The organism is Pseudomonas mandelii, assembly GCF_024138395.1.
GTDB lineage: Bacteria > Pseudomonadota > Gammaproteobacteria > Pseudomonadales > Pseudomonadaceae > Aquipseudomonas > Aquipseudomonas mandelii_E.
The window spans coordinates 523,708-544,970 of the sequence record NZ_JAMYDU010000002.1 but is presented as its reverse complement, the minus strand read 5'-3'; the positions used below and the strand labels follow the sequence as shown (position 1 = coordinate 544,970).

At 59.8% G+C, this 21,263-nt stretch carries 26 protein-coding genes; 18 read left to right on the top strand and 8 right to left on the bottom strand.

The window, feature by feature from the left end; genetic code table 11:
• Nucleotides 1-9: 9 nt before the first annotated feature.
• From NHU87_RS05915 to pilG, 4 genes are all read right to left on the bottom strand, one after another.
• Nucleotides 10-2,070 carry a methyl-accepting chemotaxis protein gene (locus tag NHU87_RS05915; RefSeq protein WP_253546488.1) on the bottom strand — a complete coding sequence of 687 codons (2,061 nt, stop codon included), beginning with the start codon at nucleotides 2,068-2,070 and terminating at the stop codon, nucleotides 10-12.
• 146 nt (nucleotides 2,071-2,216) lie between these two features.
• Complete coding sequence (locus NHU87_RS05910; RefSeq protein ID WP_253546486.1) at nucleotides 2,217-2,771, bottom strand: chemotaxis protein CheW; 555 nt, start codon at nucleotides 2,769-2,771, stop codon at nucleotides 2,217-2,219.
• Between the two features lie 10 nt (nucleotides 2,772-2,781).
• Nucleotides 2,782-3,147: a twitching motility response regulator PilH gene (gene pilH, locus NHU87_RS05905; protein WP_109635579.1), complete on the bottom strand. Its 366-nt coding sequence runs from the start codon at nucleotides 3,145-3,147 to the stop codon at nucleotides 2,782-2,784.
• 57 nt (nucleotides 3,148-3,204) lie between these two features.
• Nucleotides 3,205-3,609, bottom strand: coding sequence for a twitching motility response regulator PilG (gene pilG / locus NHU87_RS05900; protein WP_253546484.1), 405 nt, complete (start codon nucleotides 3,607-3,609; stop codon nucleotides 3,205-3,207).
• A gap of 237 nt (nucleotides 3,610-3,846) precedes the next feature.
• On the opposite strand from pilG, the gene gshB reads away from it, so the two are divergent.
• The 7 genes from gshB (at nucleotide 3,847) to NHU87_RS05865 (ending at nucleotide 9,905) form a co-directional block, all read left to right on the top strand.
• A complete protein-coding gene (gene gshB / locus NHU87_RS05895; RefSeq protein ID WP_223485314.1) occupies nucleotides 3,847-4,800 on the top strand; it encodes a glutathione synthase in 954 nt (317 codons plus the stop codon).
• A gap of 77 nt (nucleotides 4,801-4,877) precedes the next feature.
• Entirely contained in the window at nucleotides 4,878-5,777 is a 900-nt protein-coding gene (locus NHU87_RS05890; RefSeq protein ID WP_253546482.1) for an energy transducer TonB, read from the top strand.
• Between the two features lie 215 nt (nucleotides 5,778-5,992).
• Nucleotides 5,993-6,565, top strand: coding sequence for a YqgE/AlgH family protein (locus tag NHU87_RS05885; protein WP_253546480.1), 573 nt, complete (start codon nucleotides 5,993-5,995; stop codon nucleotides 6,563-6,565).
• Nucleotides 6,565-7,002, top strand: a complete 438-nt coding sequence (ruvX, locus tag NHU87_RS05880) for a Holliday junction resolvase RuvX (protein ID WP_007897947.1) — start codon at nucleotides 6,565-6,567, stop codon at nucleotides 7,000-7,002. The genes NHU87_RS05885 and ruvX overlap by 1 nt, the downstream gene beginning before the upstream one ends.
• Nucleotides 7,003-7,101: 99 nt before the next feature.
• Entirely contained in the window at nucleotides 7,102-7,605 is a 504-nt protein-coding gene (gene pyrR / locus NHU87_RS05875) for a bifunctional pyr operon transcriptional regulator/uracil phosphoribosyltransferase PyrR (protein WP_253546478.1), read from the top strand.
• Nucleotides 7,606-7,632: 27 nt separating this feature from the next.
• Nucleotides 7,633-8,637 (top strand): aspartate carbamoyltransferase catalytic subunit, encoded by a 1,005-nt coding sequence (locus tag NHU87_RS05870; protein WP_074871640.1) that lies wholly within the window; start codon nucleotides 7,633-7,635, stop codon nucleotides 8,635-8,637.
• Nucleotides 8,634-9,905, top strand: a complete 1,272-nt coding sequence (locus NHU87_RS05865) for a dihydroorotase (RefSeq protein ID WP_253546476.1) — start codon at nucleotides 8,634-8,636, stop codon at nucleotides 9,903-9,905. The genes NHU87_RS05870 and NHU87_RS05865 overlap by 4 nt, the downstream gene beginning before the upstream one ends.
• Before the next feature lie 108 nt (nucleotides 9,906-10,013).
• Here NHU87_RS05865 and NHU87_RS05860 read toward each other — a convergent pair whose 3' ends face one another.
• A complete protein-coding gene (locus NHU87_RS05860; protein ID WP_253546474.1) occupies nucleotides 10,014-10,445 on the bottom strand; it encodes an NINE protein in 432 nt (143 codons plus the stop codon).
• 249 nt (nucleotides 10,446-10,694) lie between these two features.
• Between NHU87_RS05860 and NHU87_RS05855 the strand changes: the two genes are divergently transcribed.
• Entirely contained in the window at nucleotides 10,695-11,315 is a 621-nt protein-coding gene (locus NHU87_RS05855; RefSeq protein WP_253546472.1) for a C40 family peptidase, read from the top strand.
• A 150-nt stretch (nucleotides 11,316-11,465) separates the two neighbouring features.
• On the opposite strand, the gene NHU87_RS05850 is transcribed toward NHU87_RS05855, so the two are convergent.
• Nucleotides 11,466-12,500 carry a type IV pilus twitching motility protein PilT gene (locus NHU87_RS05850; protein ID WP_253546470.1) on the bottom strand — a complete coding sequence of 345 codons (1,035 nt, stop codon included), beginning with the start codon at nucleotides 12,498-12,500 and terminating at the stop codon, nucleotides 11,466-11,468.
• 56 nt (nucleotides 12,501-12,556) lie between these two features.
• On the opposite strand from NHU87_RS05850, the gene NHU87_RS05845 reads away from it, so the two are divergent.
• The 10 genes from NHU87_RS05845 to NHU87_RS05800 all read left to right on the top strand — a co-directional run bounded on the left by NHU87_RS05845 (nucleotide 12,557) and on the right by NHU87_RS05800 (nucleotide 19,546).
• Nucleotides 12,557-13,243: a YggS family pyridoxal phosphate-dependent enzyme gene (locus NHU87_RS05845; protein WP_253546468.1), complete on the top strand. Its 687-nt coding sequence runs from the start codon at nucleotides 12,557-12,559 to the stop codon at nucleotides 13,241-13,243.
• Between the two features lie 35 nt (nucleotides 13,244-13,278).
• Entirely contained in the window at nucleotides 13,279-14,097 is an 819-nt protein-coding gene (gene proC / locus NHU87_RS05840) for a pyrroline-5-carboxylate reductase (protein WP_253546466.1), read from the top strand.
• 24 nt (nucleotides 14,098-14,121) lie between these two features.
• A complete protein-coding gene (locus tag NHU87_RS05835; RefSeq protein WP_253546464.1) occupies nucleotides 14,122-14,709 on the top strand; it encodes a YggT family protein in 588 nt (195 codons plus the stop codon).
• The gene (locus tag NHU87_RS05830) at nucleotides 14,709-14,996 is read left to right on the top strand and encodes a DUF167 domain-containing protein (RefSeq protein ID WP_038980970.1); all 288 of its coding nucleotides are present in this window, start codon (nucleotides 14,709-14,711) and stop codon (nucleotides 14,994-14,996) included. Before NHU87_RS05835 ends, NHU87_RS05830 begins: the two co-directional genes overlap by 1 nt.
• A 193-nt stretch (nucleotides 14,997-15,189) precedes the next feature.
• Entirely contained in the window at nucleotides 15,190-16,329 is a 1,140-nt protein-coding gene (metX, locus tag NHU87_RS05825) for a homoserine O-succinyltransferase MetX (RefSeq protein WP_253546462.1), read from the top strand.
• A gap of 7 nt (nucleotides 16,330-16,336) precedes the next feature.
• Nucleotides 16,337-16,957 (top strand): methionine biosynthesis protein MetW, encoded by a 621-nt coding sequence (gene metW, locus NHU87_RS05820; RefSeq protein WP_052964988.1) that lies wholly within the window; start codon nucleotides 16,337-16,339, stop codon nucleotides 16,955-16,957.
• A gap of 26 nt (nucleotides 16,958-16,983) precedes the next feature.
• On the top strand, nucleotides 16,984-17,418 hold the full coding sequence (locus NHU87_RS05815) for a DUF4426 domain-containing protein (RefSeq protein WP_253546460.1): 435 nt from the start codon (nucleotides 16,984-16,986) through the stop codon (nucleotides 17,416-17,418).
• Complete coding sequence (gene rdgB / locus NHU87_RS05810; RefSeq protein WP_253546458.1) at nucleotides 17,415-18,011, top strand: RdgB/HAM1 family non-canonical purine NTP pyrophosphatase; 597 nt, start codon at nucleotides 17,415-17,417, stop codon at nucleotides 18,009-18,011. Before NHU87_RS05815 ends, rdgB begins: the two co-directional genes overlap by 4 nt.
• Entirely contained in the window at nucleotides 18,008-19,213 is a 1,206-nt protein-coding gene (gene hemW / locus NHU87_RS05805) for a radical SAM family heme chaperone HemW (protein ID WP_253546455.1), read from the top strand. The genes rdgB and hemW overlap by 4 nt, the downstream gene beginning before the upstream one ends.
• A gap of 9 nt (nucleotides 19,214-19,222) precedes the next feature.
• Nucleotides 19,223-19,546, top strand: a complete 324-nt coding sequence (locus NHU87_RS05800) for a DUF3392 domain-containing protein (RefSeq protein WP_007897907.1) — start codon at nucleotides 19,223-19,225, stop codon at nucleotides 19,544-19,546.
• Between the two features lie 6 nt (nucleotides 19,547-19,552).
• Here NHU87_RS05800 and NHU87_RS05795 read toward each other — a convergent pair whose 3' ends face one another.
• A complete protein-coding gene (locus NHU87_RS05795; RefSeq protein ID WP_253546453.1) occupies nucleotides 19,553-20,344 on the bottom strand; it encodes a hypothetical protein in 792 nt (263 codons plus the stop codon).
• 186 nt (nucleotides 20,345-20,530) lie between these two features.
• Nucleotides 20,531-21,256 carry a tRNA (guanosine(46)-N7)-methyltransferase TrmB gene (gene trmB / locus NHU87_RS05790; RefSeq protein WP_253546451.1) on the bottom strand — a complete coding sequence of 242 codons (726 nt, stop codon included), beginning with the start codon at nucleotides 21,254-21,256 and terminating at the stop codon, nucleotides 20,531-20,533.
• Nucleotides 21,257-21,263 lie beyond the last annotated feature (7 nt).

The following is a 21,263-nucleotide window of genomic DNA, read 5'->3' as shown; positions in this document are numbered from 1 at the left end:
TGGGGCGGTTCAAGCGTTGTCCGCAGCGTTGTCCGCAGATCTGGCCGGCAAAGTGAAACCGGACACCGAACGCCGCAACTGGCTGGCCATTTTCGCCAGGTTGCCAATGCTCTCGGCGGTGGCGGTGGAGCCGGACGAGGTCTGTGTGGTGATCTGCTGGATCACGTTCATCGTCAGGGAAATCTGGCCGGCCGACGAAGTCTGTTGCTGCGCGGCGTTGGAAATACTCTGGATCAGTGCCGCGAGGGTCTTCGATACGCCTTCGATTTCTTCCAGGGCCACCCCGGCATCCTGCGCCAGACGCGCGCCGCGCACCACTTCGGTGGTGGTCTGCTCCATGGAAATCACCGCCTCATTGGTGTCGGTCTGAATCGCCCGCACCAGTGTTTCGATCTGCCGGGTCGCCGCGGACGAACGCTCGGCCAGCCTCTGTACTTCATCGGCCACCACCGCAAAACCGCGCCCGGCGTCACCGGCCATGGACGCCTGAATCGCCGCGTTGAGGGCGAGGATGTTGGTCTGATCGGCAATGTCATCGATCAGGCTGACAATGTCGCCGATTTCCTGAGAAGACTCACCCAGCCGCTTGATGCGCTTGGCGGTGTCCTGAATCTGCTCGCGAATATTGTCCATCCCATGAATGGTGTTGTGCACCACTTCGTTGCCCTTGTTGGCGATTTCCACCGAGCGTTCAGCCACCGCAGAGGATTCGGCGGCGTTGGCCGAGACCTGATCGATGGACTGGGCCATGTCGTTGATCGCCGTGGACGCTTCGGAAATCTGCTGCGCCTGATGCTCCGAGGCCTGGGCCAGGTGCATGGCGGTGGCCTGGGTTTCCTGCACGGCGGCAGCGACCTGGCCGGCGGTGAGGTTGATGGTGGCCACCAGATCGCGCAGTTGGTCGACGGAATAGTTGATCGAGTCAGCGATGGTCCCGGTGAAGTCTTCGGTCACCGAGGCGGTCACGGTCAGGTCGCCGTCGGCGAGGTCTTCGATTTCGTCCAGCAAACGCATGATCGCGTTCTGGTTGCGCTCGTTCTTCTCGGCGGTTTCACGCAGCTGACGGTTGGTTTCGCGCACCATCACCAGGCCGATGAGGATGATCGACATCAACGCCAGCAAGCCCAGCACATAGCCGCCGATGGTATCGGTGTTGCGCCCGCCGGCGAGGTTCTCGAAACGGCTGGCCAGGTGCGAAGCTTCATCGAGCAGGGTTTGCGACAGGGTAAAGATGTTGGTGGCCGATTCGCGGACCTTGAACAGCTCCGGCGAGGTTTCGAGGATCTCGTCTACCGAGCCCGACACGAATTCGAACAGTTCGGAAATCTCGGTCAACCGGGCGCGCGCATCGCGGTCTTCGACCTGGCTGATTTTCAGGGCCGCATTGCCTTGTAGCATGCCATTGAGCACCAGGCCAAAACGCGCCGCGTCGCGACCGAAAGCGTCGGCCGCCTGCTGCGAATTTTCATCGCCGGACAGTACGGTATTCACCGCACCGAGAATCCGCTCAGCCAGCAGCGTCTGACGCTGGGCCATCGCCACTTGAGCGGCCGGCGCGCCACGTTGCAGGAGGGTTTCGACGACCTTTTCATACTCGACCTGCAACTGCGGCACGGTTTCGGCCAGGGTCGCGGCGACTTGATGCAACGACAATACGGTCTGTTCACTGGAGAGGATGGCGTCGGTATTTTTCAGCAGACGCTCCCAATCCAGCTGCACCGCGCGCATTTCCGGGCGCACGTCGGACGGTGCCGGCGGTAGGCCGGTGGAAGGATCGCCTTTCTTCAGATAGCCCCAACGCTGGGCGAAGTCGTTGCGCGCATCGCTGAGCAACTTGAACGCCGCGGCCTTGCCGGCGGCGGCTTCAGTGGCGTTCTTGGCGATGCGTTGGGACAGCACGCGCAGCTCACCGGCGTGGCCGATGTACTGTTTGTCGTAATTCGCCTGGGTGTTGAGGTACGCGAAGTTGGCGAACAGCAGCATGATGAAGACGATCAGCGCGATGAACAGCACGATGATCTGCGACCGACTGCGCGACCCTTCTGGCTTGCCTGTTTTAGCTTTTATCATCGGTCCTCGCCTGTACTGCCCAATTCACTCTATGCCCTTGTAGGAGCGAGGCTTGCCCGCGAAGCAGGCGCTGCGGTCTTTCAGGAACACCGCGTTTTCGTTCTTCGCGGGCAAGCCTCGCTCCTACAGGATCGGCGGTGCCGCGTTTACAGCGCTACGCTCATGAATCCTTGCGACTGCGCCAACGCAAACGGGCTGAACACCTGCCAGTTCCGCTCACGCTGAAACCGGCCTTTGACGAACGCCGTCATCGGCCCTTGCAAGTCACCGGCCGGCACCGGCTCCAGACTGTCCTGGGCAAAGTGCTGAAGGCCGAACACCTCATCGACCATCAACCCTGCAAACACGTCTTTGTGCTCCACCACCAATATCCGCCGTTGCTTTCGCAACGCAGGCAGTTCATGGCCGGGCTCATAACCATAAAAAAAGCCATACAAGTCCATGATCGGCAGCAGGCGCCCGCGCAGGTTAGCCACGCCCTTGACCCAGGGTTTGACCCCCGGCAATTGGGTAACGCGCGGTTCGTGCAGGACTTCGCTGACTTCGCGCATGGGCGCGACGTACCAATGCTCGCCCAAGCGAAAACCGATGCCGCTCCAGCTGTCCTGTCGGGTCGGCTGGGACGGCAGGTCCGCCGCCAGCAGACGACAGCGCTGGTCAATCTGCAGTAGCAGTTCGAAAGCCGTCAGCGACTCGGTCATGACCGGACGATCAACCGGCCAGCACGTTGTTCAGGGTTTTGATCAGGGTGTCTTCGTCGACCGGTTTGGTCAGGTAGTCCTTGGCGCCTTGGCGCGTACCCCAGACTTTGTCGGTTTCCTGATCCTTGGTGGTGATGATGATCACTGGAATGTGCCCGGTGTCCGGGTCTTTGGTCAGCTGACGGGTCGCCTGGAAACCATTGAGGCCGGGCATGACAATGTCCATCAGCACCGCGTCGGGTTTTTCCTGACGGGCCAGGGCCACGCCGTCCGCGCCGTTTTCGGCTTTCAACACTTCATGACCGTGCTTTTCGAGCATGCCGGTCAGTTTGTACATTTCGGTCGGCGAGTCATCGACGATCAGAATACGTGCCATGGTCTTCCCCATTCTTGTCGACACCGGGCCCCATGGCCGAGCGTCACTGTGCGTGTCCTACTGCGGCGAAACGGCGGTGAAGCCCGGTACATGGGCCTGAATCGCGTTCAGCAGTTCTTCCTTGCTGAAAGGCTTGGTCAAAAACTGATCGGAACCGACGATCCGGCCTTTGGCCTTGTCGAACAACCCGTCCCTGGACGACAGCATAATCACTGGCGTGGACTTGAACGCACTGTTGTTCTTGATTAAAGCGCAGGTCTGATACCCATCCAGACGCGGCATCATGATGTCGACAAAGATGATGCCGGGATGATTGTCGGCAATCTTGGCCAGGGCATCGAAACCATCGATTGCGGTGATGACTTCACAACCCACATTTTTCAACAGCGTTTCGGCGGTGCGACGAATCGTTTTCGAATCATCGATCACCATGACCTTCAAGGCGCTGGACTGCTGTTCCATAAGAGGGCTCTACCGTCGCCTTTGCGAATCAATTTGTCCGTTTTGCGATTACCAGTTGCTTGAAACCCTTGATGTTCAAGGGCCAGCACGACATGGCAGTCTTTTTAGCACAGTCTCCTGATGCAATCTATCGGCCGGCCGGCGCGGTGGTTTTTCCTTGACCGCAAACCCGCCCGGAGCCACTCTGACGCCACTTTTTTCATACCGATCCGGTAGCCAATTTTCGAGGAAAACCCAATGAGCGTTCGCGTCGGGATTGTCATGGACCCTATCGCCAGCATCTCCTATAAAAAGGATAGCTCGCTGGCCATGCTGCTGGCCGCGCAAAAGCGTGGCTGGGAACTGTTCTATATGGAACAGCGCGATTTGTATCAGGCCGAAGGCGAGGCGCGCGGGCGGATGCGTCCGCTGAAGGTATTCGCCAACCCGGAAAAATGGTTTGAGCTGGGCGCCGAAAGCGATGCACTGTTGAGCGATCTGGACGTGATCCTGATGCGCAAGGATCCGCCGTTCGACATGGAGTTCGTCTATTCCACTTACCTGCTGGAGCAGGCCGAGCGCGCCGGCGTGTTGGTGGTCAACAAGCCGCAAAGCCTGCGTGACTGCAACGAAAAGCTGTTCGCCACGCTGTTCCCGCAGTGCACGCCGCCGACCATCGTCAGCCGTCGCCCGGACGTGTTGCGTGAATTCGCCGACCATCACGGTGACGTGATTCTCAAGCCGCTGGACGGCATGGGCGGCTCGTCGATCTTCCGTCACACCGCTGGTCACCCGAACCTGTCGGTGATCCTCGAAACCCTGACCTTGCATGGCCGTCAGCAGATCATGATCCAGGGCTACCTGCCGGCGATCGTTGATGGCGACAAGCGCATCCTGATGATCGACGGCGAGCCGGTGGATTACTGCCTGGCCCGGATTCCCGCGCTCGGTGAAACCCGTGGCAACCTCGCCGCCGGTGGCCGTGGCGAAGCCCGACCGCTGACCGAGAAAGATCGCTGGATCGCCGCGCAAGTCGGCCCGACCCTGCGTGAGAAGGGCCTGCTGTTCGTCGGTCTCGATGTGATCGGTGAGCATCTGACCGAAATCAACGTCACCAGCCCGACGTGCATTCGCGAGATCGATAACGCGTTCGGCACCGACATTGGTGGCCTTCTGATGGATGCCATCGATCAGAAGCTCAAGACTCGTTGATCGAGAACAGCCAAGAAACAACCAACATTGCGTTATCATCCCCGGCCTGTAAAAAACGCGATGTTGGTTTTCTTGTTATGACACTCCCGTCCGATCTGCCCCCTGAACTCGCCCACCGTGGCGTGCGTCCGGCTGATCGCCTCGGTTTTACCCTGTTTCTCGCGGCGCTGATTCACCTGGCCTTGCTGTTGGGCGTCGGGTTTTCCATGGTCGAACCCAAGCAAATCAGTAAAACCCTGGAAATCACCCTCGCCACTTTCAAAAGCGAAAAGAAGCCTGAGAAAGCTGATTTTCTCGCCCAGGAAAATCAGGAAGGCAGCGGCACCCTGGAGAAAAAGGCGATTCCCAAGACCACCGAGGTCGCGCCATTCCAGGACAACAAGGTGCAGCAAGTCACCCCACCGCCGGCGGCCAAGCCTCAAGTGCCGGAAGCCGCGCCCAAGACGTCTGTGACCACTGTCGCGCCGAAGCCGAAAAAAGCCGCAACCAAGACCGAAGAACCCAAGCCCCAAACCAAACCCCAAGTGGCGGCACCGACGTTTGACAGCGCGCAGCTGTCCAGCGACATCGCAAGTTTGGAAGCGGAGCTGGCCAGCGAACAACAGCTGTACGCCAAGCGTCCGCGCATCCACCGCTTGAGCGCCGCATCGTCCATGCGCGACAAGGGCGCCTGGTACAAAGATGAATGGCGCAAGAAGGTTGAACGCATCGGCAACCTCAACTACCCCGACGAGGCCCGGCGCAAACAGATTTACGGCAATTTGCGACTGATGGTCTCGATCAACCGCGACGGCTCGTTGTATGAAGTGCTGGTGCTGGAATCTTCCGGCCAGCCACTGCTGGACCAGGCGGCGCAACGCATCGTAAGGCTGGCGGCGCCGTTTTCACCGTTTACCGGAGATCTGTCGGATATCGATCGGCTGGAAATCATCCGCACCTGGAAGTTTGCGCGTGGGGACCGGCTGTCCAGTAATTGACCGATTGATTTGTGGTGATTGAGCCGGCCCCTTCGCGGGCAAGCCTCGCTCCTACAGGTCATGCGCCATTTTCAAAGTGCATGCCAAACCTGTAGGAGCGAGGCTTGCCCGCGAAGAGGCCCTCAAGCAAAACCCCATCAAAAAGACATTCACGCAGGCATTTCCTGTGCATCCCCGGCTTGTCAGTTCGCCCCTCCAACGCCACACTAGCGCTCATGAAGAACGTCAGCCCCAGCTACCTCAAGCATCACTTCCTGATCGCCATGCCTCACATGGCCGACCCGAACTTTGCGCACACCTTGACCTACATCGTCGAGCACACGGCCAATGGTGCCATGGGGCTGGTGGTCAACCGCCCGCAGGACCTGAACCTGGCCGATATCCTCGAGCAATTGCGCCCCGATATAGAACCGCCAGTGCTCTGCCAGCATGTGCCGATCTTTATCGGCGGCCCGGTGCAAACCGATCGCGGTTTTGTCTTGCACCCGTCGGGAAAAACCTATCAGGCGACCGTCGATCTGGACGGCGAATTATCGCTGTCGACTTCGCAGGACGTGCTGTTCGCCATCGCCGATGGCGTCGGCCCCGCGAAAAGCCTGATCACCCTCGGCTACGCCGGTTGGGAAGCCGGGCAATTGGAAGCCGAGCTGGCCGACAACGCCTGGCTGACTTGCCCGTTCCACGCCGACATCCTGTTCAACACCAGCAGCGAATTGCGTCTTGAAGCGGCGGCCAAGCACCTGGGCGTCAATCTCAGCCTGCTCACCAGTCAGGCGGGGCACGCCTGATGGCCCTGCGACTGATTTTGGGTTTCGACTACGGCACCAAACAGATCGGCGTTGCGGTCGGCCAGGTGATTACCGGTCAGGCCCGCGAGCTGTGCACCTTGAAGGCGCAAAACGGCATTCCCGACTGGAACCAGGTCGAAGCCCTGATTAAAGAGTGGAAACCCGACGCCGTGGTGGTCGGCCTGCCGCTGAACATGGACGGCACACCGAGCGACATGTGCCTGCGGGCCGAGAAGTTCGCCCGACGCCTGAACGGCCGCTACAACCTGCCCTTCTATACGCATGACGAGCGCCTGACCACCTTCGAGGCCAAGGGCGAACGCCTGGTGCGGGGTGGCCAGAAAGGCAGTTACCGCGACAACCCAGTCGATGCCATTGCCGCCGCCCTGCTGCTGCAAGGCTGGCTCGACGAAAACACCGCACTGTTCGAATCCTGACCGCACTTAATTCTGAAGAGCCGCTGCGGCGTCTCCCTTAGCTACAACCCGAGCCACCCCTCAAGCAGCATTCGGCTCGGGACAAAGAAGGAGCAAACCATGAGCCTGCCCAATCCCGCCGAACTGATCAGCCAGATGGCGATCCGTCTAGACACCTATCTGGCCAAACGGGGCATCAGCGAACCGCGCTATATCGGCATTCGGACCGGTGGCATCTGGGTCGCGCAGGCGTTGCTCGATGAAATGGGCAGCGATTCGCCCCTGGGCACCCTCGACGTTTCGTTCTACCGCGATGACTTCAGCCAGAACGGCCTGCACCCACAAGTACGCCCATCGGCGCTGCCGTTCGAGATCGAAGGCCAGCACCTGGTGTTGATCGATGACGTGCTGATGAGCGGCCGCACTATTCGCGCAGCAATGAACGAACTCTTCGACTACGGCCGCCCGGCCAGCGTGACGCTGGTGTGCCTGTTGGACCTGGACGCCGGCGAGCTGCCGATCCGCCCGAACGTGGTTGGCGCGACTCTGTCGCTGGCAGCCCATGAGCGCGTGAAATTGTCCGGCCCGGAACTCAAGCTCGAACTTCAAGACCTCGCCCTTTAATTCGCCCTATTGAGAGTCCCCCTCGCGATGACGCCTCTAGAAACCAAGCGCCCGCTGCAGCTCAATGATCAGGGCCAGCTGCGCCACTTCCTCTCGCTCGACGGTTTGCGCCGCGAGCTGCTGACGGAAATCCTCGACACCGCCGACTCGTTCCTCGAAGTCGGCGCCCGGGCGGTGAAGAAAGTCCCGTTGCTACGCGGCAAGACTGTGTGCAACGTGTTCTTCGAGAACTCCACCCGCACCCGCACCACCTTCGAACTGGCAGCCCAGCGGCTGTCGGCCGACGTAATCACCCTGAACGTGTCCACGTCGTCGGCGAGCAAGGGCGAAACCCTGCTCGACACCCTGCGCAACCTGGAAGCCATGGCCGCCGACATGTTCGTCGTGCGTCACGGTGATTCCGGCGCGGCGCACTTCATCGCCGAGCATGTTTGCCCACAAGTGGCGATCATCAACGGCGGCGACGGCCGTCACGCCCACCCGACCCAGGGCATGCTCGACATGCTGACGATCCGTCGGCACAAGGGCGGCTTCGAAAACCTTTCGGTAGCCATCGTCGGCGACATCCTGCACTCGCGGGTAGCGCGCTCGAACATGCTGGCCCTGAAAACCCTCGGCTGCCCGGACATCCGCGTGATCGCGCCGAAAACCCTGCTGCCAATCGGCGTCGAGCAGTACGGCGTGAAGGTCTACACCGACATGACCGAAGGCCTGAAAGACGTCGACGTAGTGATCATGCTGCGCCTGCAGCGTGAGCGCATGACCGGCGGCCTGCTGCCGAGCGAAGGCGAGTTCTACCGCCTGTTCGGCCTGACCACCGCGCGCCTGGCCGGGGCCAAACCGGATTGCATCGTCATGCACCCGGGGCCGATCAACCGTGGAGTGGAAATTGAGTCGGCGGTGGCCGACGGCCCGCACTCGGTGATCCTCAACCAGGTGACCTACGGCATCGCGATTCGTATGGCCGTGCTGTCCATGGCCATGAGCGGGCAAACTGCCCAGCGCCAATTCGAGCAGGAGAACGCCCAGTGAAGCTCAGCATTCTCGGCGCACGCGTTATCGATCCGGCCAGCGGCCTGGATCAAGTGACTGATATCCACGTTGAAGCCTGCAAGATCGTCGCCCTCGGTGCCGCTCCAGCGGGTTTCGTTGCTGTAGACACCATCGACGCCACAGGTCTGGTTGCCGCCCCCGGCCTGGTTGACCTGAACGTCGCCCTGCGTGAGCCGGGTTACAGCCGCAAAGGCTCGATCGCCAGCGAAACCCGTGCCGCAGCGGCCGGTGGCGTGACCAGCCTGTGCTGCCCACCGAAAACCAGACCGGTGCTGGACACCTCGGCTGTGGCCGAACTGATCCTCGACCGCGCTCGCGAAGCCGGTAATACCAAAGTCTTCCCGATCGGCGCTCTGAGCAAAGGCCTGGATGGCGAACAGCTGGCCGAACTGGTCGCCTTGCGCGATGCCGGCTGCGTGGCTTTCGGCAACGGTCTGGAGAGTTTCCGCAACACCCGCACCCTGTGCCGGGCGCTGGAATACGCGGCGACGTTCGACCTGACAGTGATTTTCAATTCGCAGGACCATGATCTGGCCGAAGGTGGCTTGGCGCATGAAGGCCCGACTGCGAGTTTCCTCGGTTTGCCGGGCATTCCGGAAACCGCTGAAACCGTGGCCCTGGCCCGGGATCTGCTGTTGGTCGAGCAAAGCGGCGTGCGTGCGCACTTCAGCCAGCTCACCAGCGCGCGCGGCGTGGCGCTGATCGCCCAGGCGCAGGCCCGTGGCCTGAAGGTCACGGCGGACGTGGCGTTGTATCAGCTGATTCTCACCGACGAAGCGCTGATCGACTTCAGCAGCCTTTATCACGTCCAGCCGCCGCTGCGCACCCGCGCCGACCGCGACGGCCTGCGGGCAGCGGTGAAGTCAGGGGTGGTGTCAGCCATTTCCAGCCATCACCAGCCCCATGAACGCGATGCCAAACTGGCGCCATTCGGTGCCACCGAGCCGGGCATCAGCAGTGTTGAACTGCTGCTGCCGCTGGCGATGACCTTGGTGGAAGACGGTTTGCTGGATCTGCCAACGCTGCTCGCACGCTTGGGCGCCGGTCCAGCCGAAGCGTTGCGTTTACCAGCAGGAAAATTGGCGGTAGGCGGCCCAGCGGACATCGTGCTATTCGATCCGGCAGCCTCGACCGTGGCCGGTGAGACATGGTTGTCCAAGGGCGAAAACTGCCCGTTCATTGGTCATAGCCTGCCGGGTGTGGTGCGTTACACCCTGGTGGATGGGCGGATCAGTCACCAGGCTTAAGACCGCGTCGCTCCAATCGCGGGCAAGCCCGCTCCCACAGGGTTATCGGTTAGCCGCAAGATTTGCGGAAAACACATTCACTGTGGGAGCGAGCCTGCTCGCGATGACTTATTGGAAGGCGCCTCTGTTCTGGGCATTGCGCACAGAAATCTGGTCATTCAACGTCCAGAAGTCATACAACACCCCCAGAAAGAACACCCCGCCCGTCACCAGGTACAACAACCCGCTGATCCACTTCCCCTGATACATCCGGTGTACGCCGAAAACCCCGAGAAACGTCAGCAGAATCCACGCAACGTTGTATTCGATGGGCCCAGCGGTAAAACGCAGGTCCGCTTCACGATCCATGGCCGGAATCAGAAACAGGTCGATCAACCAGCCGATACCCAGCAAACCCAAGGTAAAAAACCAGATCGTCCCGGTCACCGGCTTGCCGTAATAGAAGCGGTGAGCCCCGGTAAAACCGAAAATCCACAACAGGTAACCGATCACTTTGCTGTGCGTGTTTTGCTGTGAAACGGATTGTCGATAGGTGTTCATGAATGACCTCGATTCACACGATAGAGAAATATTCTTGAATTCTTTGTGACTTTTTTACAGGCGGCCGACATACGGCAAATGCTACCTTCATTCCTGTCAAAGTCTTGTAATACCTGACTTTTTGTCCAACAACCGCGTCAGTTTTCCGCTTATTTAGTTCCGTGGCACGAAGCTTGAATCGACCAATGGCCTCGGAAGGGCGAAAAAAGCTGTTATAAAGTTGCGCGTCACCCATATGAGCCTTGCCTAATGCGTCCATTTTTCAAGACATGGCTAACCATTTGCCTATTATTGCCCCTGGCCGCCCACGCCACCAATCGTGAGCAACGCCTTCCCAACGTTAATGGTTACACCCCGAAATCTCATGTTTCTGCTCCTTCGAGCAAAAACAAACAGACTGTAAAACGCTCTCCTCAACTGAGCAGCGCCAACCGCAAGCTCATCCCGCCGATGGCGACCAAAGAAAGCAGCAACGTGTTGAGCCGCGCGGTAAACGTGCTCGGCACGCCTTATCGTTGGGGTGGCAGCAGCCCAAGTAAAGGGTTTGATTGCAGCGGTCTGGTGAAATACGCGTTCAACGACGCTACGTTTGACCTGCCACGTACCTCCAACGCCATGGCCAGCGGTCATGGCGAGAAGGTCGATCGCAACGATCTGAAGCCAGGTGACCTGATTTTCTTCAAACTCAAGAGCCGCCGGGTCAATCATGTTGCCATTTACCTGGGCAACGACCGCTTCATCCACGCGCCGCGCCGTGGCAAGTCGGTGAGTATCGACACTCTGAAGAAACCGTACTGGGAAAGCCACTACGTGGTTGCCAAGCGGGTTCTGCCAAAAGAACAGAACGCATTGCGGGTTGTTCAGCGCTGAAATCCGGGGTCTAACTCGGGATTTGCTTTGTTCATGAGGGCCTCTTCGCGGGCGAGCCTCGCTCCTACGGATTGATGTCGGTCGCACCAATTGGATGCGACCAACAATCTGTAGGAGCGAGGCTTGCCCGCGAAGGCATTTCTGGATCCCTTAAAAATTATCCGGCGACCGCGCCTTCTCCCGCGCATGCTCGCGGCTGATCACGCCTTTGGTCACCAGCTCCTTCAGGCACATATCCAGTGTCTGCATCCCCAGCGACCCTCCGGTCTGAATCGACGAGTACATCTGCGCCACCTTGTCTTCGCGGATCAGGTTACGGATCGCCGCAGTGCCAAGCATGATTTCGTGGGCGGCAACTCGACCGCCGCCGACTTTCTTGATCAATGTCTGCGACACCACCGCCAGCAATGACTCGGAGAGCATTGAACGCACCATCGATTTCTCGTCGCCCGGAAACACGTCCACCACGCGGTCGATGGTTTTCGCCGCCGAGGTGGTATGCAGCGTACCGAACACCAGGTGACCGGTCTCGGCGGCGGTCAATGCCAGCCTAATAGTCTCCAGATCACGCATCTCCCCCACCAGAATCACATCCGGGTCTTCGCGCAGGGCCGAGCGCAGCGCCGTGGCGAAGCTGCGGGTATCGCGATGGACTTCGCGCTGATTGATCAGGCATTTGCGCGATTCATGGACAAACTCGATGGGGTCTTCAATGGTGAGGATATGATGATGGCGATGGTTGTTCAGATAATCGATCATCGCCGCCAGCGTGGTGGACTTGCCCGAACCGGTCGGGCCGGTCACCAGCACCAGGCCCCGGGGCGCTTCGGTAATCTTGCGAAACACTTCCCCCATGCCCAAGTCGTCCATGCTCAGAACCTTGGACGGAATGGTCCGGAATACCGCGCCCGCGCCACGATTCTGGTTGAAGGCATTGACCCGAAAACGCGCCACGCCGGGCACTTCGAAGGAAAAGTCGGTTTCAAGATGCTTCTCGAAGTCCACCCGCTGGAGGTCGTTCATGATGTCGTAGATCAGGTCATGCACTTCCTTGTGGTCCAGGGCCGGCAGGTTGATGCGTCGCACATCGCCGTCGACACGGATCATCGGTGGCAGGCCGGCGGACAGGTGCAGGTCAGACGCGCCTTGTTTGGCGCTGAAAGCCAGCAACTCAGTGATATCCATAGCGCTCCTCAATTCCAGTAGAATGCCGCGAACCTTCAGACCGCTGGCGCCTCTTGATGTCCACGATAGCAGACAACACTCTTCAGGTTAGTTCGCGCATCCAGGCCGCGGCCAAAGCCGCCCATCGCGACGAGCACAGCATTCAGCTACTGGCCGTGAGCAAGACCAAGCCCGCCGAAGCCTTGCGTGAAGCCTATGCCGCCGGGATCCGCGACTTTGGTGAAAACTACCTGCAGGAAGCCTTGAGCAAACAGCTCGAATTGGGCGACCTGCCCTTGATCTGGCACTTCATCGGCCCCATTCAATCGAACAAGACTCGCGCTATCGCCGAGCATTTCGACTGGGTGCATTCTGTGGATCGCTTGAAAATCGCACAACGCCTGTCCGAACAACGCCCTGCCGATTTACCTCCTTTGAACATCTGCATCCAGGTCAACGTCAGTGGTGAAGCCAGCAAGTCCGGCTGCACTCCGGCCGATTTGCCCGCCCTGGCCGATGCCATCAGCGCTCTGCCGCGTCTGAAATTGCGCGGGCTGATGGCGATTCCCGAGCCGACTGAAGATCGCGCCGCCCAGGATGCAGCCTTTGCTGCCGTGCAGAGCCTGCAAGCCAGCCTGAATCTGCCACTCGACACACTTTCCATGGGCATGAGCCACGACCTCGAGTCGGCCATCGCCCAGGGCGCCACTTGGGTCCGTATCGGTACGGCCCTGTTTGGCGCCCGCGACTACACCCGGCCTTGAATAATGGCTGACACCTCTCTTTATAAGGACCTGACATGAGCAAGACTCGTATTGCCTTTATCGGAGCCGGCAACATGGCCGCCAGCCTGATCGGCGGCCTGCGCGCCAAAGGTCTGGACGCCGCGCAAATCCGCGCCAGCGATCCGGGTGAAGAAACCCGTGCCCGCGTGAGCGCCGAACACGGCATCGAAGTGTTTGCCGACAACGCCGACGCCATTCAGGGCGTGGACGTGATCGTGCTGGCGGTCAAACCGCAGGCGATGAAAGCCGTTTGCGAAACCATTCGCCCAAGCCTCAAGCCGAATCAACTGGTGGTCTCGATTGCGGCAGGCATCACCTGCGCCAGCATGAACAACTGGCTTGGCGCTCAGCCTATCGTGCGCTGCATGCCTAATACCCCGGCGCTGCTGCGTCAGGGTGTAAGCGGTTTGTTCGCTACCGGCGAAGTGAGCGCCGAACAACGCCAGCAAGCTGAAGAGCTGCTGTCGGCGGTGGGCATTGCCCTGTGGCTGAACGAAGAACAGCAACTGGACGCGGTCACCGCCGTTTCCGGGTCGGGCCCTGCGTATTTCTTCCTGCTGATCGAAGCCATGACCGCTGCGGGCGTAAAGCTCGGCCTGCCAGCGGACATCGCCGCACGACTGACCGTGCAAACCGCTTTGGGCGCTGCACACATGGCGGTCGCCAGTGATGTCGACGCGGCTGAACTGCGTCGCCGCGTAACGTCGCCTGCGGGCACCACCGAAGCGGCGATCAAGTCGTTCCAGGCTGGCGGCTTCGAAGCTCTGGTAGAACAAGCACTCGGCGCCGCTGCGCACCGCTCGGCCGAGATGGCTGAGCAACTCGGCCGCTAATCAGCTCTTACAAAGGAATCAATGATGCTCGGACTCAATGACGCTGCCATTTTTGTGATTCAAACCCTGTGCAGCCTGTATCTGCTGATCGTGCTGCTGCGCTTTATCCTGCAACTGGTGCGAGCGAACTTCTACAACCCGCTCTGCCAGTTCGCCGTGAAAGCCACTCAACCGCTGCTCAAGCCATTGCGCCGGGTTATCCCGAGCATGTTCGGGCTGGACATGTCGTCGCTGGTACTGGCGTTGATCGTGCAGATGGCGCTGTATGCGGTCATCCTGCTGCTTCGTGGTTACCAGATCGACGTGCTGTTTCTGGCGCCATGGGCATTGATTGGGATCTTCGCGCTGTTTTTGAAGATCCTGTTCTGGGCGATGATCATCAGCGTGATTCTGTCCTGGGTTGCTCCGGGCAGCCACAACCCAGGCGCAGAGCTGGTCCAACAGATCACTGAACCGGTACTCGCGCCGTTCCGCCGGATCGTGCCGAACCTGGGCGGCCTCGACATCTCGCCGATCTTCGCGTTTATCGCACTGCAGTTGCTGCAGAGCTGGCTGATTCCACGCCTTGCGTACTACGCCCTCATGCCGAAGGAACTGTTCGGCCTGATCTGATGAGCTACTTTCGCTGGGACGGTGATGACCTGATTCTGGAATGTCACCTGCAACCTGCGGCCCGCAGCGATGATTTCTGCGGGCTGCATGGCGATCGCCTGAAAATCCGCCTGACCGCACCGCCCGTTGAAGGCAAGGCCAATGCGTATCTGATGGCGTTTCTGGCCAAGGCGTTCGGGGTGTCCAAGAGCCAGGTGAGTTTGATTAGTGGAGAGCTGAACCGGCAGAAACGGGTGCGGATTTGTTCGCCGAAGAAACTGCCGGATTTGCCAGGATTGTCGCGTTAATCCGAATGACCGCGTCATCGTTCATCGCGGGCAAGCCACGCTCCCACATTGGAATGCGTAACCCTGTGGGAGCGTGGCTTGCCCGCGATGGCCGCACCTCGGTCTGACGGGAACGCAATCAGGCCCGGCCTTTGCTTGCCGCTAGCCACAGCGGTCTTTAGACTTACGCCTCATTTCAATGAGAGCAGGGTCGATGCCAGCTGCCTTCCCCCCCGATTCTGTTGGTCTGGTGACGCCGCAAGTGGCGCACTTCAGTGATCCCCTGGCCTTGGCCTGCGGACGTTCGCTGCCCGCTTATGACCTGATCTACGAAACCTACGGCACGCTGAACGCTGCGGCGAGCAACGCCGTGCTGATCTGCCACGCCTTGTCCGGTCACCATCACGCCGCCGGCTTCCACAGCCCCGATGACCGAAAACCCGGTTGGTGGGACAGCTGCATCGGCCCCGGCAAGCCGATCGACACCCACAAGTTCTTCGTGGTCAGCCTGAACAATCTCGGCGGGTGCAACGGTTCCACCGGCCCCAGCAGCATCAATCCGGAAACCGGCAAGCCGTTCGGCGCCGACTTCCCGGTGTTGACCGTGGAAGACTGGGTCCACAGCCAGGCACGCCTCGCGGACTTGCTCGGCATCCGCCAATGGGCGGCGGTAATCGGTGGCAGCCTCGGCGGCATGCAGGCCTTGCAGTGGACCATCACCTACCCGGACCGCGTGCGGCACTGCCTGGCCATCGCCTCGGCACCGAAACTGTCGGCGCAGAACATCGCGTTCAACGAAGTCGCACGTCAGGCGATCCTCACCGACCCGGAGTTCCACGGCGGCTCGTTCCAGGAAGCGGGCGTGATCCCCAAGCGCGGGCTGATGCTGGCGCGGATGGTCGGGCACATCACGTACCTGTCCGACGACTCCATGGGCGAAAAATTCGGTCGAGGCCTCAAGAGCGAAAAACTCAACTACGACTTCCACAGCGTCGAATTCCAGGTCGAAAGCTACCTGCGCTATCAGGGCGAGGAGTTTTCCGGGCGTTTCGACGCCAACACCTACCTGCTGATGACCAAGGCGCTGGACTACTTCGACCCGGCGGCGAACTTCGACGATGACCTGGCGAAAACCTTCGCAGGCGCCACCGCCAGGTTCTGTGTGATGTCCTTCACCACCGACTGGCGCTTCTCCCCTGCCCGCTCGCGGGAACTGGTGGACGCGCTGATGGCGGCCAGAAAAGACGTCTGCTACCTGGAGATCGATGCTCCGCAAGGCCACGACGCCTTCCTGATTCCGATCCCGCGTTATTTGCAGGCCTTCAGCAATTACATGAACCGTATAGCGCTTTGAGGAAGACATGAGAGCCGATCTGGAAATCATCCAGGAATGGATCCCCGCCGGCAGCCGCGTGCTCGACCTCGGTTGCGGTGACGGCGAGTTGCTGACCTGGCTGCGTGACCACAAACAGGTTACCGGCTATGGCCTGGAAAACGACCCGGACAACATTGCCGAGTGCGTGGCCAAGGGCATCAACGTCATCGAGCAGGACCTGGACAAGGGTCTGGGCAACTTCGCCAGCAACAGCTTCGACATCGTGGTCATGACCCAGGCCTTGCAGGCAGTGCACTACCCGGACAGGATCCTCGACGAAATGCTGCGGGTCGGTCGCCAGTGCATCATTACCTTCCCCAACTTCGGCCACTGGCGCTGCCGCTGGTATCTGGCGAGTAAGGGGCGGATGCCGGTTTCGGAGTTTCTGCCGTATACCTGGTACAACACGCCGAACATCCACTTCTGTACTTTCGAAGACTTTGAAGCGCTGTGTCGCGAACGTGAAGCCAAGGTCATTGATCGGCTTGCCGTGGATCAACAGCATCGGCATGGGTGGGCCAGTAAGCTATGGCCTAATCTGTTAGGTGAGATCGGCATCTACCGCGTCAGCAGCCCCGGTCTGCCGGACCACAAGGTCGCGGTCTGAATCACGACACTTCGAGGAGAACGATCATGGGTCGTCTAGCACTGTTTTTACTTACTGCCTGCCTGAGCATTACCACCATGGCCGCCGATGTCATCAAGGGCGAGCGCAAGGAAACCTTTGGCGACGTGACGGTGCACTACAACACCTTCAATTCCACTTTCCTGACACCGGATATCGCCAAAGCGGCCGAGCTGAATCGCAGCAAGAATCAGGGTGTGATCAACGTCTCGGTAATGAAGGAAGGTAAACCACAGACGGCTCAGGTCAGCGGCACGGTCAAAGACCTGACCAGCCAAAGCATCCCGCTGAAGTTCAAACAGATCACTGAAACAGGCGCGGTCTACTACATCGCCCAGTTCCCGGTGGATCAGCAGGAAATCCGCACCTTCAAGATCGATGTTAAAACCGGCGACAAAACCAACACCATCAATTTCCAGCAAGAGCTTTTCCCCGGCCAATGATGAATTTCACCCAACTCGTACTGGCCAGCCATAACGCCGGCAAACTCAAGGAACTCCAGGCCATGCTCGGCGAATCGGTGCACTTGCGCTCGATCGGCGAGTTCAGCAGTGTCGAGCCTGAAGAAACCGGCCTGTCGTTCGTCGAGAACGCCATTCTCAAGGCACGCAATGCCTCGCGCATTTCCGGTCTGCCGGCCTTGGCCGACGATTCGGGGCTGGCGGTGGATTTCCTCGGCGGTGCGCCGGGTATCTATTCGGCTCGTTACGCTGACGGTAAAGGCGATGCGGCGAATAACGCCAAACTGCTCGACGCGTTGAAAGACGTGCCCGAAGCCGAGCGCGGCGCGCAGTTCGTCTGTGTGCTGGCGCTGGTGCGACATGCCGACGATCCGTTGCCGATCCTCTGCGAAGGCCTGTGGCATGGGCGCATCCTGACCCAAGCCAGTGGCGACCACGGTTTTGGCTACGATCCGCTGTTCTGGGTGCCGGAGCGCAATTGTTCCAGCGCCGAGTTGAGCCCGGGCGACAAGAACCAGATCAGCCACCGCGCCCGTGCAATGGATCTGCTGCGCCAGCGTCTGGGCCTGAAATGACCCATGACTCGTCCGCGTCGCCGCTGATCTTCGGCGGCGCCGCACAATCGCCTCGAGCGGCCCTGCCCGTGCTGCCGCCCCTGGCGTTGTACATCCACATCCCGTGGTGTGTACGCAAATGCCCTTATTGCGACTTCAACTCCCACACCGCCAGCCCCGTGCTGCCGGAAGAAGAATATGTCGACGCGTTGCTGGCCGACCTCGATCAGGACCTGCATGCGGCCTATGGCCGTGAGCTGAGTTCGATCTTCTTCGGTGGCGGTACGCCGAGCCTGTTCAGTGCCGAGGCTTTGGGCCGCTTGCTCAAAGGTGTCGAACAGCGCATCCCGTTTGCCAGCGATATCGAAATCACCCTGGAAGCCAACCCCGGAACGTTCGAACAGGAAAAATTCCGCGCCTATCGGGCGTTGGGCATCAATCGCCTGTCGATCGGCATCCAGAGTTTTCAGGAAGAGAAGCTCAAGGCCCTGGGACGGATTCACAACGGCGACGAAGCAGTGCGTGCCGCCGGCATGGCCCGTCAGGCCGGCTTCGATAACTTCAACCTGGACCTGATGCACGGTTTGCCCGATCAGTCTCTGGACGACGCCCTGAACGACCTGCGCCAGGCCATTGCCCTGCAGCCGACCCACCTGTCCTGGTATCAACTGACGCTGGAACCGAACACGGTGTTCTGGAACCAGCCGCCGACGCTGCCGGAAGACGACACCCTGTGGGATATTCAGGAGGCCGGTCAGGCGCTGCTGGCCGAACACGGTTACACGCAATACGAGGTCTCGGCTTATGCCCAGCCCGGTCGTGCGGCGCGGCATAACCTCAATTACTGGAGTTTCGGCGACTTCATCGGCATCGGTGCCGGCGCCCACGGCAAGCTCAGCCATCCGGACGGGCGCATCGTGCGCACCTGGAAGACCCGCCTGCCAAAGGACTACCTCAACCCGGCCAAACGCTTTCTGGCCGGCGATAAAGCCCTGACCAACGAAGAGCTGCCGTTCGAGTTCCTGATGAACGCCTTGCGCCTGACCGAGGGCGTCGAAGCGCGGTTGTATCCGGAGCGCACCGGGCTGCCTCTGGAAAGCCTCGCCGAAGGCCGTCGCGAGGCCGAACAAAGTGGCTTGTTGCAGGTCGAACCGTCACGTCTGGCGGCCACGTTGCGCGGACAACTCTTTCTCAATGACTTGCTGCAGAATTTTCTGACATAAGGAAATCGAATGGATCTGGTACTCGACCTGCTCGCCACCGTGTCCCGCTGGAGCCGTAGCAACCTGTCGGAAATCTCTCTGGCGCTGGTGGGCTGCTTGCTGGTGCTGTTTGGCGCCGACATCAAAGGCTGGGTCGACCAACGCCTGGGCAGCATCGCCGGCGCCTTGCGCGTCCCGCTGATGGCCCTGCTGTGCATGGTCGGCAGCGGCGTGGCGCTGATCTACGCAACGCCATGGATCATCAAAGGCCTGAGCCAGTTCAACAACTACAGCCTGGCACCGGTGCTGTTGGTGGTGCTGGTGTTGATCGGGGTTGTGGCGGATCGGCGCTGAGCCAGCTTATTGAGTCTTTGAAGCCTGGGCTTCGCCGCGGATTTTGGTATTGATCCCGATAAAGTCGTGGCAGCCCAACGCTTCGGCTTTATCCAGATACACAACATTCTGACTGTCGAGCTTACCGCTCTCATTTACTCGACTCATTGCCAGAATGTAATTGGCCTCGGCCCGATACTGATCTTCAGTCAGCATCAACGCGACCGCACGCGCCTGCAAAGCTCCAATCACTCGATCTTTTGGCATGTCTGCCCCCAAGTCCTGGAAACAAAGAGCGCGCTTGGCCGGCATTGGATAAAAGTCAGCAAAAATATCTGCCTGCTGAAGCAGTTCCTCGAGCGTCTGCAGATATTTCAAGTGACCGGCATCACGCCGGTCAAACTTCATGTAAACCTGATCGCATCGATGGAAGTAGGCAACTGCTGCCGCCAACAAGCCTTGATCCATGGCTTTTTCATAGAGATCACAGGTTTCTCTGCGCTGTTGTTCCGTAGGGCCCGGCTTGCTCAAGGTGTTGGCCAGCAAATAACTCGCGATAGGGTGCCCGCCGTCAGATGCCATCTTCAAATTGTATTTGAAAGCGGCCAGATCATTTTCCATGCTGCCTATCTGGTCGGGCTTGTTCTTGAAATCAAGCTCCCCGCTTGCCTCCAGCCTGACCAACTCATCCGCGTTACGCTTGATCTGGTCGGCCGCGTCCAGGGCACGCTCAAAGTAGTCGTCGATAGTCAGCGTCGACGCGCAAGCCAGTGAAGGCAGGGCGCTGAATACAAGAATGCAGGCGAGGATGAACTTCAAAACCTTGTCTTCCTTTACAAGTGGGGACGTAGAGCTTTCGGCGGCCAAGCATCATTCTTGAATCCGGCACAAAACAAATGTGGGAGCGAGCTTGCTCGCGATGGCGGCCTGACAGTCAACAAAGATGTTGAATGTAATGGCCTCATCGCGAGCAAGCTCGCTCCCACAGTTTTTGCAGTGCTGTGTTCAGGACTGTTTTTCGAACTTCAAATCCCACACGCCGTGCCCAAGACGTTCGCCGCGGCGTTCGAACTTGGTGATCGGGCGTTCAGTCGGGCGCGGGACGCATTTGCCGTCTTCGGCGAGGTTGCGATAGCCCGGGGCGACGTTCATCACTTCCAGCATGTACTCGGCGTACGGTTCCCAGTCGGTGGCCATGTGCAACACACCGCCGACCTTCAACTTGCTGCGCACCAGTTCGGCGAACGATGCCTGAACAATACGACGCTTGTGGTGACGGCTCTTGTGCCACGGGTCCGGGAAAAACAGCATCAGGCGATCGAGGCTGTTGTCGGCGATGCAGCGGTTGAGCACTTCGATCGCATCGCAATCGTAGACGCGCAGGTTGGTCAGGCCCTGAGTCAGCACGCCATTAAGCAGCGCGCCGACACCCGGACGATGAACCTCAACGCCAATGAAATCCTGCTCCGGCGAGGCCGCGGCCATTTCCAGCAGCGAATGGCCCATGCCGAAGCCGATTTCCAGCGAGCGCGGTGCCGAGCGACCGAACACCTGGTCGAAATCCACCGGCGAATCGGCCAGCGGCAGCACGAACAGTGGCGTACCTTGGTCCAGACCGCGCTGCTGGCCTTCGGTCATGCGCCCGGCGCGCATCACGAAACTCTTGATGCGGCGGTGTTGGCGCTCTTCGCCTTCTTCCGTCTCGATAGGCGTGTCGTTCGATTCAGTCATCAATGGC